General features: G+C 51.2%; 13 protein-coding genes. 5 read left to right on the top strand and 8 right to left on the bottom strand.

Annotated features, from left to right (window positions below):
- Positions 1 to 12: 12 nt before the first annotated feature.
- A complete protein-coding gene (locus Q397_RS0109970) occupies positions 13 to 216 on the bottom strand; it encodes a SlyX family protein (RefSeq protein ID WP_038013411.1) in 204 nt (67 codons plus the stop codon).
- A gap of 96 nt (positions 217 to 312) precedes the next feature.
- Here Q397_RS0109970 and msrP point away from each other — a divergent pair, with 96 nt between their 5' ends.
- From msrP to Q397_RS0109955, 3 genes are all read left to right on the top strand, one after another.
- Entirely contained in the window at positions 313 to 1,257 is a 945-nt protein-coding gene (gene msrP / locus Q397_RS0109965) for a protein-methionine-sulfoxide reductase catalytic subunit MsrP (protein WP_028879297.1), read from the top strand.
- Positions 1,257 to 1,880, top strand: coding sequence for a protein-methionine-sulfoxide reductase heme-binding subunit MsrQ (gene msrQ / locus Q397_RS21940; RefSeq protein ID WP_038013408.1), 624 nt, complete (start codon positions 1,257 to 1,259; stop codon positions 1,878 to 1,880). The genes msrP and msrQ overlap by 1 nt, the downstream gene beginning before the upstream one ends.
- Positions 1,881 to 1,945: 65 nt before the next feature.
- Positions 1,946 to 2,407, top strand: coding sequence for a hypothetical protein (locus Q397_RS0109955; RefSeq protein WP_156950679.1), 462 nt, complete (start codon positions 1,946 to 1,948; stop codon positions 2,405 to 2,407).
- A gap of 49 nt (positions 2,408 to 2,456) precedes the next feature.
- Here the strand turns inward: Q397_RS0109955 and Q397_RS24085 are convergent, their stop codons facing one another.
- The 5 genes from Q397_RS24085 to pheA all read right to left on the bottom strand — a co-directional run bounded on the left by Q397_RS24085 (position 2,457) and on the right by pheA (position 8,350).
- Complete coding sequence (locus Q397_RS24085) at positions 2,457 to 4,286, bottom strand: methyl-accepting chemotaxis protein (protein WP_051609899.1); 1,830 nt, start codon at positions 4,284 to 4,286, stop codon at positions 2,457 to 2,459.
- A gap of 12 nt (positions 4,287 to 4,298) precedes the next feature.
- Positions 4,299 to 5,231, bottom strand: coding sequence for a hypothetical protein (locus Q397_RS0109945; RefSeq protein ID WP_028879295.1), 933 nt, complete (start codon positions 5,229 to 5,231; stop codon positions 4,299 to 4,301).
- A gap of 245 nt (positions 5,232 to 5,476) precedes the next feature.
- On the bottom strand, positions 5,477 to 6,367 hold the full coding sequence (locus Q397_RS0109940; protein WP_028879294.1) for a prephenate/arogenate dehydrogenase family protein: 891 nt from the start codon (positions 6,365 to 6,367) through the stop codon (positions 5,477 to 5,479).
- A gap of 2 nt (positions 6,368 to 6,369) precedes the next feature.
- Positions 6,370 to 7,461, bottom strand: coding sequence for a histidinol-phosphate transaminase (hisC, locus tag Q397_RS0109935; protein WP_028879293.1), 1,092 nt, complete (start codon positions 7,459 to 7,461; stop codon positions 6,370 to 6,372).
- A 28-nt stretch (positions 7,462 to 7,489) separates the two neighbouring features.
- Positions 7,490 to 8,350, bottom strand: coding sequence for a chorismate mutase (gene pheA / locus Q397_RS21930; protein WP_038013406.1), 861 nt, complete (start codon positions 8,348 to 8,350; stop codon positions 7,490 to 7,492).
- A gap of 141 nt (positions 8,351 to 8,491) precedes the next feature.
- Here pheA and metX point away from each other — a divergent pair, with 141 nt between their 5' ends.
- Positions 8,492 to 9,667 carry a homoserine O-acetyltransferase MetX gene (gene metX, locus Q397_RS0109925; RefSeq protein ID WP_028879292.1) on the top strand — a complete coding sequence of 392 codons (1,176 nt, stop codon included), beginning with the start codon at positions 8,492 to 8,494 and terminating at the stop codon, positions 9,665 to 9,667.
- Positions 9,664 to 10,281 (top strand): methionine biosynthesis protein MetW, encoded by a 618-nt coding sequence (gene metW, locus Q397_RS0109920; protein WP_028879291.1) that lies wholly within the window; start codon positions 9,664 to 9,666, stop codon positions 10,279 to 10,281. The genes metX and metW overlap by 4 nt, the downstream gene beginning before the upstream one ends.
- A gap of 3 nt (positions 10,282 to 10,284) precedes the next feature.
- Here the strand turns inward: metW and Q397_RS0109915 are convergent, their stop codons facing one another.
- Both Q397_RS0109915 and Q397_RS21925 read right to left on the bottom strand, forming a co-directional pair.
- Positions 10,285 to 11,064, bottom strand: coding sequence for a type 2 periplasmic-binding domain-containing protein (locus Q397_RS0109915; RefSeq protein WP_156950678.1), 780 nt, complete (start codon positions 11,062 to 11,064; stop codon positions 10,285 to 10,287).
- 62 nt (positions 11,065 to 11,126) lie between these two features.
- Positions 11,127 to 11,885, bottom strand: a complete 759-nt coding sequence (locus tag Q397_RS21925; RefSeq protein ID WP_038013404.1) for a class I SAM-dependent methyltransferase — start codon at positions 11,883 to 11,885, stop codon at positions 11,127 to 11,129.
- Positions 11,886 to 11,966 lie beyond the last annotated feature (81 nt).

Raw genomic sequence — 11,966 nt, 5'->3', positions numbered from 1 at the left:
CTCGTCCTTTCACTAATAATGAGGCGGCAGGTAGGGCGCATCGTCGATCTCAGCCTGAGTAAAGGTTCTGAGCCGTTGTTTCAAAGCTTCGATTTCCTTGCCTTGACGTTCGATGGTTTGCCACTGTTCAAACACGGTTTTATTGAGATCGTCAATGGTGTCCTCCTGATGGGTCAGGCGGATTTCCAGATCGGTGATCCTCTCTTCAATACTCATGTCTGCTCACGAAAAAGTTATCAAATGTTGGGGGCGCGAGATTGTTTACCATATTACAGTAGGAAGCAGCTAACCTTTTTAAAAGTGAGAGAACCTATGTTGATTAGAAATAGCATCGCCAGTGACCCGAAGTCGTTTGAGATCACCTCAAAATCAACGTACCTGAACCGACGTTCCTTCTTGCAAGGTGGTGCGGCCTTGGCGGGGGCGGCCTTGTTTCCATGGTCCGTGTCGGCGGCGATGCCCAAGAAGTTTAAAAATTTAATCAAAAGCCCGTTCAGCACCGATGAGCCTGTTAACAAATATGACGAAGTGACGGGCTATAATAATTTTTATGAATTCGGGACCGGAAAAACGGATCCGATGGATAATTCCGCGACTTTCGAGTCCCGGCCTTGGTCGGTGACTGTGGATGGGTTGTGCGACAAGCCCGGTCAGTTGGATATTGAAGACCTGCTGAGTAAGTTCCAGCAGGAAGAGCGCATCTATCGCCTGCGCTGTGTGGAAGCATGGTCCATGGTGGTGCCGTGGGTGGGGGTGCAGCTTTCCAGTATCCTTGAGAAGTTTGAGCCAAATTCAAAGGCGAAATATGTCGAATTCACGACGTTAGTGGATAAAAAACGTTTTCCGGGGCAGAACTATCCCATTGTTCCGTGGCCTTATACAGAAGGTCTGCGTATGGATGAAGCCATGCACCCGCTGACGCTGATGGCAACGGGCGTTTTTGGGGAGGAATTGCCGCCGCAGAACGGTGCGCCGTTGCGTTTGGTCGTGCCGTGGAAATATGGCTTTAAAAGCATCAAATCTATTGTCCGTATTCGTTTTACCGACCAGCAACCGACCTCCACATGGATGCAGCAAGCCCCCAATGAATATGGCTTTTACGCCAACGTGAACCCGGCGGTGGATCATCCGCGTTGGAGTCAGGCAAAAGAACGCCGCATCGGTCAATTCTTCCGTCAGCCGACCCTGCCGTTCAACGGATATGCGGATGAGGTGGCGTCCCTGTATAAAGGGATGGATTTGAAGGCGAACTTTTAATGGCCCGTCAAAAGAAGTTCCCGATTAAACCGTTCGTGTTTCTCGCCTGTCTGGGGCCAGCCTTATGGTTGGTCTATGGCACGCTGAACGGTTTGTTGGGGGCGAACCCGATTGAAACGATTTTACGCGATCTGGGAGATTGGGCCTTGCGGTTTTTACTGCTTGGCCTCGCCATCAGTCCGGCGCGTCGTGTGTTTGGCTGGGCGTGGGGGATGCGCTATCGCCGGATGATCGGTCTGTTTGCGTTCTTCTACGCGTTTCTCCATCTGTCCATCTATGTGGGGGTGGATCACTTCTTTGACTGGAATACCATCTGGAAAGATATCGTCAAACGACCCTATATCACCATTGGCATGGGGGCCTTGCTGACCTTGATTCCGCTGGCTGTCACATCCCCCAAAATTATGGTGCGCAAGCTGGGCGGGGCGCGGTGGAAAAAGCTTCATAAACTGGTTTACCCCATTGCGATTGCGGCGGTGGTTCATTTCTTCTTGTTGGTGAAGGCGGATGTGCGCGAACCACTCATTTATGCGGTGATTTTAGGAATTCTGCTCGCAGAACGGGCCTATCGCGCTTTACCACAGGCTATGTTGCGGGGCAGCGGTTCCTCCTCTTCCGGCTAGGGGGATAATATTTATTGCAAGTAGTTATTAATTGCGTTATTTAATCTTCAACCTAACAGGAGAGAATGATGCAGTTTGGAGCGCAACAGCCTTATATTGACCTTGATGAGACACTAGCACTGAGGATTTTACGATCTTGCCCGAAAGCCTTGAAGGGCAGTGGTTTGGACGATATCCATATCGCCAAACTGATGCGCCTGAAGAAAATGCTGTCCCATTGTGCCCGCAAGGCGGTGGCGCTTCATTCTCTCAATTATCCGACGATGACGCAGGATGAACGGTGTTTATTAAATATGCTGGCGGCGGCACAATTGGGCCAGTATCAGCTAATGACGCAGTTTTTGCAGTGGTTGATGCCCGCATGGGCCGCCAAGATGCTGCAGGAAGATGTGATTGAAATTGCAAATATCCTGATGCTGTCTGATATCACACTGTATGTCAGTTATGCCAAACCGCCCATCCGACGCGAACAGGCGGGGCTCTACGCGGTCATCGGGTTTGAAAAGCAGATGCTGTCAGCCGGATAAAAAAAGGGGGAACCAGATGGCTCCCCTTTTTTTTGACTTGGTCAGTGACTTAACCGTTACGAACCTGCTGGAGGAATTCGTCAACTTGCGTGCGCAGATTGCCCGCTTGGGACGATAGCGCCTCTGCCGCATGCAACACATCATTCGCCGCTTGCCCATTTTGTTCGGCACTTTGGACAACTTCAGACATGTCGCTTGACGCATCACGGGTGCTGTGTGCAGCCGATTCAACGTTGGTCGCAATCTCTTGTGTTGCGGCACCTTGTTGTTCAACCGCTGCGGCGATCGCAGAGGATACCTCGTTCATATGGTTGATCATGTTGGACACTTCATCAATGGCATCCACGGCATTGTTTGTGGTGGATTGAATGGTGTTGATCTGTGAAGAGATTTCATCGGTGGCTTTGGCCGTTTGGTTGGCAAGGTTTTTCACTTCACTTGCGACAACCGCAAAGCCTTTACCTGCTTCACCGGCACGTGCGGCCTCGATGGTGGCGTTAAGCGCCAGCAGGTTGGTCTGTTCTGCAATATCGGTAATCAGATTGATGACCTGACCGATCTTGTTGGCGGCTTCTGCCAGTTCGCGCATGGTGACATTGGTGTTTGTCGCCTGTTCCACGGCTTGGGCTGCCATGCTGGACGATTCCGCCACTTGACGAGAAATCTCGTTGATGGAATTGCTCAGCTCTTCCGCTGCGGAGGCAACGGTGTTGACGTTGGTGGTTGCCTGTGTTGCAGCTTCTGTTGCGTTGCTCGCGCGTTGTTGGTTGGTTGCTGCAATGTCGTTCATGCCTTTTGCGGTGGACTGCAATTGGTTTGAGGCACTGGCTACGGTGTTGACGATTTCCCCAACCTTGCTTTCAAAACCATCGGCCAGTTCGTTGCGCTGGGCTTGTTGTTCAGCGGCGAGCCGTTCACGTTCCTGTGCACGTTCTTCACTCACGCGGCGGGTTTCAATCAGGTTGCCTTTAAAGACTTCAAGGGCTTTTGCCATGGACCCGATTTCATCTTTCTGTTTTTGCGGAATATCCACATCCACATCCCCTTCACTCAAACGACCCATGGCATTGACCATGTTGATGAGTGGATTGGAGATTTTACGGTTGGCAAAAACGACACTGATCAGGACCAGAACCACGCAGACCGTACCTAGAATGATAAAATTCAGGGTAGAGGTTTCATTCAACTCGCCCAGGACTTTGTCTTTAAAGCTGGTACGTTTGTCGTTTGCGCTAAGGCGGATATCGTTAAGCAGGTTATCCAGAACGGAGGCCGTATGGTCCAGTGTATCCTGAATGACTTTTTGACGGCTGGCTTCTTCATAGATGAAGTTGTTTGCCGCACTATCTGCACGTCGTTTGCCTAAAAATTCAAGGCTACGTTCGTTAGATTCCAGATAGAGTTGAAACATGTTGGGCAGGGTCTTTGCGGTACGTTCCAGATATCTTAATCGCTTTTCGATCATTTTCTGGGTTTCGCTGCCGCCTTGCATCATCTCTGTTTGGTTGATGGTTTGTTTTAAGTATTCAATGGAAAAGGCGAGATCATTAAATGTATTTTCTGTCGCATCGCGTAAAGCGCGGGTTTCTTTGACCGCACGGTTATCACGTTGCAGGATGCTTTTTTGATGGAAATTGTTGAGCGTTGAAAAATGGTCGCGCACCACAACCAGTCTTTTACTGACGTCGTTGCTGGCACCAAGCAGTCGGTCGGTGTTATCCGCATTATTGTTCAACGTCATCAGGGTAGTGTCAAACAGGGTATCTGTTTTATAGCTGACCCCAAGGTTTAACACCGCCATCAACAGGACGGGGACGACGACGAGCAAGATGATCTTTGTACCCAGACCGCCTTTACTTTTGTTTTGTTGTTCTGACATGACTGGCCTCCCTTACCACTGCATTGACTGGATTTGACGATTGACCAGCCCCAAGGTGTCAAACACGGTGGAAGGGGTCTGTCCGGCGGTGGGCGGTGGGAGAACTAACGGGTCTTTTGCCCCCGCAGCCACCTTCATGGAGGAAAGTTCGGCAAGGCAATAGAGCAGGACCTGTTGGACGTCACGCGATGAAATGTCTTTTTTCAAACGTTCTGGCAGGATGACTTCGCCCGGAATTTGATATTCCGGCTTTTTGGTCAGCCCTTTGATACCTTTAAGCGCATAAAACGCCATGGAATAGGAATCTGCGGGTTGTTTGCCGATGGAAGGTGAAGGCGGATCCACGGGTTCTGTCTTGCCGCGGACTTTGCGTAAAATTTCAATTTCCTGGGTGACGGCAAGGGCGGTGTTAAACACATCGTTGGGCACCACTTCGGGAATGCCAAGCTGAATGATCATGCTTTCGGCACGCAGCAGGTTTTTATAAACGTCTGTCGGCGTTTTACCTTCTTTCAGTCTTGCCCCCGCTTTGAACGGTTCCAACCCGTAGGCGGCGTCCAGTGAGACAAGATCAGCCAGAATGTCTTTTACAACGCTGATCACATCGGCAGGCGTCACTTCACGCACCGGTGGGACAGGCAGTGTTTTTGTTTCTATGCCGTTGATCCGTTTCAGAACCTGAATTTTACCCCTTAAGTTCAGGGCTTGTTGAATCACATGCCGGGGCAGACGTTCAGGAATATCAAGTCGTGTGTTGGAAAAATCGGCAAAGGACAGGTTCGCGTCGTGCAGGCGATCCAGTTGCCATAAAATATCTTCAGTCACTTGAAACACCTGACTGGGGGTGATGGTTTCTTCTGCTCGGCTCGTATGTGTCGTGGTCAGGCTAAAACCTAGAATACCTGTAACCAGAACGAGCGATTTCACAAGAGTGCTTTTCCGCATTCTAATTCTCCGCTGTGTCATGCTCTCCCATGGCTTCTTTTGTCATTTTGACTTTTAGTTTCTAGAAGCCGGGTGAATAGACTACGCAGAATTCCGTAGTAAGGAAAGTTTCAAAGTCAGAAAATATCCTATTTTTTGCAATAAAAATAAAAATATTGCGTTCAATGCACTCTAGCAGTTGAATGTATAATGATTTTAAGAAGTATTTGGATGAAAAGGACCCGACGCGAAAATCAGGCTGTTGGCTATGTCTGGTTTGCTTCCAGAACTTCCCGGCGAATCTTGCGGGTACGGCTAAACAGTTCTTCCAGTTTGTCGCCTTCGCCCCAGCGGATGGCGCGTTGCAGGAAGGTCAGGTCTTCGCTGAAACGTTGCAGGATTTCCAGAACGGCTTCTTTGTTATTGAGGAAAACATCGCGCCACATGATCGGATCGGACGCGGCAATCCGGGTGAAATCGCGAAAACCAGAAGCTGAAAATTTGATGACTTCACGTTTCATATGTTCGCCAAGATCATCGGCGGTGCCGACGATTGTATAGGCGATGAGGTGCGGCAGGTGAGACGTGATCGCAAGCACCATATCATGATGTTTCGCGTCCATAATCTCGATTTTGGAACCGGCGCGTTCCCACATTTCCTGTACTTTGGCGATGGCGGTCTCATCGGTGCCTGCGGGCGGGGTAATGATTAACCAGCGACCGTCAAACAGTTCCGCAAAACCGGCTTCGGGGCCGGAATGTTCGGTGCCTGCAATCGGGTGGGCGGGGACAAAATGCACCCCGTTGGGTAAATGTTGGGTGACATCATGAATGATGGTCTGTTTGACAGATCCCACATCAGACACTATCGCGCCTTCTTTTAAGCCGGGGGCAAAAGCCGCAGCGGCATCTCCACATGATCCCGGTGGGGTGCAGATGATTACCAGATCTGCGTCTTTAACCGCCTCGATGTAATCCCCTGTTGCTGCATCGGCGAGGCCGAGTTCCAGAGCCTTGTCACGATGGGCTTTATTAATGTCGCATACGGTGATGTGGCGCGCCGAGTTGGTTTGGCGCACCGAACGGGCTAAAGACGAGCCGATAAGCCCGATCCCGATAAAGGTGATACGATCAAAAATAAAGCCATCGTTGGACATGATTATTGTTCCATAAATTCTTTGAGGGCAGCCATTAGGGTGGTCATTTCTTCTTCCGTGCCAATGGAAATGCGCAGGCAATCCCCCAGACCATAAGAAGCCATGGCGCGTACGATAATGCCCTTGTTGCGCAAAAAGGCATCTGCATTGGTCGAAGAATGTTTGGTGTCGTGCGGGAAACGCACAAGCGCAAAGTTTGCGTGACTGGTCGTTGTCTCCAGCCCCAGTTTGCGGCATTCTTCTTCTGTCCAACGCAGCCATTTTGTGTTGTGCGCGCGGGTCATGGCGACAAACGCGTCATCATCCAGTGCCGCTTCGCCTGCCGCTAACGCCAAGGAGGTGACGTTAAACGGGTTACGCGCCCGGTTGAGCACGTCTGCAATTTCCGCACAGCTATAGGACCAGCCCAAACGGACACCGCCCAGACCATACATTTTGGAGAAGGTGCGGGTCATGACCGTGTTGTTGGTGCTGCCTGCCAGCTCAAAGCCAGCGTCATAGTCGTCTTGGGTCATGAATTCAGCATAAGCCGCATCAATGACCAGCAGGATATCGTCGCGCAACCCATCGCGCAGACGCTTCATTTCCGTGCGCGAAATATAGGTGCCTGTCGGGTTGTTCGGGTTTGCAACGAAGACGATTTTTGTTTTATCCGTCGTGGCGGCAAGCAGGGCATCCACGTCTGTGGTCAGGTCTTTTTCCATCGCCGTAACGGGGGTTGCGCCAACGGATTTGGCGGCGATCGGATACATCAAAAAGCCGTGATCAGAATAAAGTACTTCATCGCCCGGACCGGCATAGGCGCGACATAACAAGCCCAAAAGCTCGTCAGAGCCTGCGCCACAAACGATCTGGTCGGCATCGACATTGTGTTTTTCCGCCAGTTTTTTGCGCAAGCGTGTCGCCCCCCCATCAGGGTAGCGATGCTGGATTTCGGATGTTTTCTTCATCACCTCAACAGCACGCGGGCTGGGGCCGAACGGACCTTCGTTCGAGGAAAGTTTGATAATACGATCAACGCCTTTAAGGGCAGATTCACCGCCTTTGTACGGGGTGATATCCATAATGCCGGGGCGGGGTGTCAATTGTCCCATTTTATATATTCCTGTGTAGGGGGCCGGATCAGGCCAATTCTTCAACCGTGAAGGGCAGGGCGTATGCGCCGAGTTTTTTCATCCCTTTGACGGAAACATCATTTCGTTCCAGAAGCTTTTTCATATCTGGCAGGTCGATATGCAAAACATCGTCCGCCTCTGCTAAAAAGAGCCACTGATCGCGCAGGCTTTCATCATAATACGCCCCCTGAATGGTGATGTTCAGGGCGGAGTCTTTAAAGCTTTCCGCAAGGATGCGGGTGCTGATTTCGCGATCAAATTCCAAAACGGTGTAATAGCGTTCTTCATCCGTATGGTCATCTGAAGGCAAACCGATGATCAGGGCTTCTTCAAAGCTGCCACGGACCTTTTCTGTTTGGGCCACGGGCAGACGCGAGAGAATTTGCGGTGTGTTTTCTGCGTTGGAGTATAGATGTCGCCACCAAGGGTCCGATTCGGACGGCATGGGGATCGGCAATACACCAATGGCGGCTTCCCCGCTTTGAACGGCACCAATGACGCCGCGAACGGAGGCATGAGCTGTCATCGGGGTTTGTGAGCCATATTGATCACGCGCCAAATCCCAGTAGGCCGCGCCCGGTTCCGGCATATAAACTGCCATGGCAAGGTGGCCTTGCAGTTTTAGATACGCGGACATGACTTCACGCCAAATACGCACCAAAGCGCCTTTCGGGAAAGGGCCTGAATGTCGGGCGATTAATCTGCGCAGAACTTCGGCTTCGCGCCCCGGGCGCAGCTTAATACCTTCGGCGCCTTTGGCGGCGCGTACATGTTCAACAACTTCGGCGCGCTCCATCAGCAGGTCGTGAATGGCGTTATCGATCCGGTCGATATCGTTGCGAAGTGTAGCGAGATCTTTTTTGGACATGATGATTATCTGTTTTAAAAGGTTATATCGGCCCTTAGGAATAATCCGAAAGTGCATTAAAGGCAAAGAAAACATTGACTCAATATGCCATGAAAGCATAGCTAACAGTCTTTATAGTAACGATATGCTAAAAATGCCGCCATGAGCACAGATCAGACAGTACATATAAATCCTTATTCAGACGACTTTCCCACCAAGCGCGCGATCCTTGGGAAAGACATGCCCATGCGTCTGGATTGCGGGGTGGAATTGTCGAGTTTTCCGATCGCGTATCAGACCTATGGCACGTTAAATGAAGATAAATCCAACGCGATTTTGATCACCCATGCCTTAACAGGGGATCAGTTTGCCGCCGATACCAACCCGGTGACGGGCAAGCCCGGCTGGTGGACGACCATGATCGGCCCCGGTAAGCCGATTGATACGGATCGCTATTTCATCATCGCCTCCAATGTGTTGGGCGGCTGTATGGGCTCTGCGGGTCCGGCGGCGATCAACCCTGAAACCGGCAAGGTCTGGGGACTGGATTTCCCCGTGATCACGATTTCGGACATGGTGCGCGCCCAAGCCTTATTGATGGACGAGCTGGGGATCGAGAAACTGTTTAGCGTCATCGGTGGCTCCATGGGTGGGATGCAGGCTCTGGAATGGGCGGCAGCTTATCCGGAACGCGTCTTTTCCTGTTGTCCGATTGCGTCTTCATCTTATCACCGCGCACAGAACATCGCCTTCTATGAAGTGGGGCGCCAAGCGATTATGGCAGACCCCGACTGGTGCATGGGGCGCTATCACGAAGAAGGCAAGCGCCCGCGTTCCGGCCTTGGGGTGGCACGGATGGCGGCGCATATTACTTATATGTCCGAAGCGGCTTTGACCCAAAAGTTCGGGCGGCGTTTGCAGGATCGCGAGGCGGTGACCTTTGGTTTTGAAGCTGATTTCCAGATCGAAAGCTATTTGCGCTATCAAGGTAGCACGTTTGTGGAACGGTTTGACGCGAACTCATATTTGTATGTCACCCGCGCGATGGATTACTTTGATTTGGCGAAGACCCACGGTAACGGCAAACTTGCAAAAGCCTTTCAGGGTACAGATATCCGCTTTTGCGTGGTGTCTTTTTCATCCGATTGGCACTATTTACCGGAAGACAGCCGCGAGATCGTGCGCGGCTTGACCGGGGCGGCGGCCGATGTGTCCTATGTGGATGTGGTGTCGGATAAAGGCCATGACGCCTTTTTGTTGGAAGAGCCGGAATTTACCAATGTTCTGGGCGGCTTTTTAGAAGGTAGTGCGCGTAGAAGAGGGTTGATCAGCCAATGAATACGAATAAATCCATCCGCGTAGACTTACAGGTCATTGCCGATTTGATCGAACCGGGCAGCCGTGTTTTGGACGTTGGTTGTGGCGATGGACAACTGCTGGAATATCTGGTGGAAGAAAAAAATGTGCATGGTCGCGGCCTTGAGATCAGTCAGGAAGGGGTGAACCAATGTGTCGCCAAAGGACTGTCTGTGGTGCAGGGCGATGCGGAAGAAGATTTGGGCTATTACCCCGATGATGCGTTTGACTTTGTAATCCTGAGCCAGACTTTGCAAGCGACCCATCACCCGAACCAGATCGTACAAGACCTGTTGCGCTTGGGTAAACGCGCGATTGTGTCGTTTCCCAACTTTGGGCATTGGCGGGTGCGCAGTTATCTGTTTTTCAACGGTCGTATGCCGGTAAACAAAACGTTGCCGTATCAGTGGTACAATTCACCCAACATGCATTTTTGTACCATTAAGGACTTCATCCATATGTGTGATGAGATGAATGTGACCATTGAACGTTCCATCGCGCTGGATGCGTCAGGGCAGGCTCATCGTGTGCGCACCAACCTGTTTTTTGCCAACCTGTTGGGCGAGCAGGCGGTCTTTTTGATCCATAAAAACTAGGTGCTATTGGGTGAAACCACCCATCTCGCCTTTGGCGAAATAGGCATCGTTGATAAGGCCGTGATGAAAAAGCACATCGCGCTTAATGCTTTCATAGGTGCCGTCTTGCTTGAGCTCTCTAATGGATTGGGCAAGGCGATCAACCAGATGGGCTTTGGAGTGATGCAGGTACATATACATCGGTTTGATCGCAAAAACCGGTTTGACCGGATAGACATGGATGTCGTTTTTCGCTGCGATATAGGTTCCCTTGTCCAGCGTGTGCATGGCAATATCGATGCGCCCATGTTCCACCATTTTAAACAAGGGCACCCCTGAGTTCCCCATATGGTGGGAATTATCTTCCCCAAACGCTTGGGCGTAGAGTGTCCATCCCCGCGGGTAGGAAATTTGCAAATCCCCCGTCTGGCGCCAGTCTTTGATCACCATGTCAGGGGTGGCGGCAAAGCCGACAAATTGGTCGATTACTACAGGTTCGGGGACGCGGATCAAGTTGGGATAGAGCTTCTCCAGTCCTTCAACGCGATGGAGTTCGCCTTGCGTTGTCCCTGAATCGGACGCTACAAGGCTGCGCACGGCAGGCATATGACGAAAGGAAATTTTGACGTCGATCCGCTTACCCGCTTCAACGATAATATTTTTCAGATATCCCGGTTCTGGATAGGTGCCGGACACCGGCGGGATAGCGGGGCTGGAGATTACGAGTGTTTCTATCTTATCAGCCGTTGCAGGATGAATAAAGCCGATCAGGCCGATGATGATGGTGAAAAAAGCGTGTTTCATCCTGGATTTTCCCTCCCCCAAAAGAAAAACAGGGGGCAGCATAGCCGGAAAAAACCCAAAGGTCATCTTTTTGATGATTTTTGGCGATGATTAGTGGTCCAACTCTGTCGTTGAGGCAGCGCAACCAGATTTCGGTGTTTGGATTTTACCGTCGCTTCGGGGTTGGCGGCATAAATCTGTTTGGTTGCTTCAACCAGCCACACACCCGCAAAACCGGGGAAGAAACGATGGCCGATCTTTTCCCATGCAGGGGCAGATCCCATGATCATACGTGATTTTGAGGGCGGCACAAACAGTGCCTGATCGACGTGCAAGGGGGTAAACATATTGTCTCGCAGCAGGGAATTAAGCTGGCGTGGGGAATAGGGGCGCCCCATGCCAAAGGGCGTGCGTTCCATGCGTGCCCACACGCCGCTGCGGTTGGGAACAACAATCAAGACACGCCCACTACCACTGAGAACACGCCAGACCTCGCGCAGCATATTGCGCAACTGTTCGGCACATTCCACCGCATGGACAATTAAAACACGATCGACCGATAAATCAGGTAACGGCAGGTCTGTTTCATCAACCAAGGTGGTGAGGGACCGGCTTTCATTGGGCCAATGCAACACCCCTTGGGGCGATGGCATAAAGGCAAGCGTGCGTTCCGCATCCGATTTAAAAAGGCCGAGATAGGGTGTGGCATAGCCAAGTCCCAATACCTTCATGCCCTTACAGTCAGGCCAAAGGGTGCGGATACGCCGCCGGATCATGCGCCGCGCCATGCCGCCTAACGGGGTGCTATAAAAGTCACGTAAATCTACAACGTCCATCCACATAGGGGCAGTGTACTTCCATTTTTAAACTGTGTCAGTTTTTCATTTTGCTGGTATAGTCTTTAAAAAACGACACCATCAGGG

This window comes from Terasakiella pusilla DSM 6293 (genome assembly GCF_000688235.1).
GTDB classification, from domain to species: domain Bacteria; phylum Pseudomonadota; class Alphaproteobacteria; order Rhodospirillales; family Terasakiellaceae; genus Terasakiella; species Terasakiella pusilla.
The sequence above is the reverse complement of the archived record's forward strand: the minus strand, read 5'-3'. Positions and strand labels throughout refer to the sequence as shown.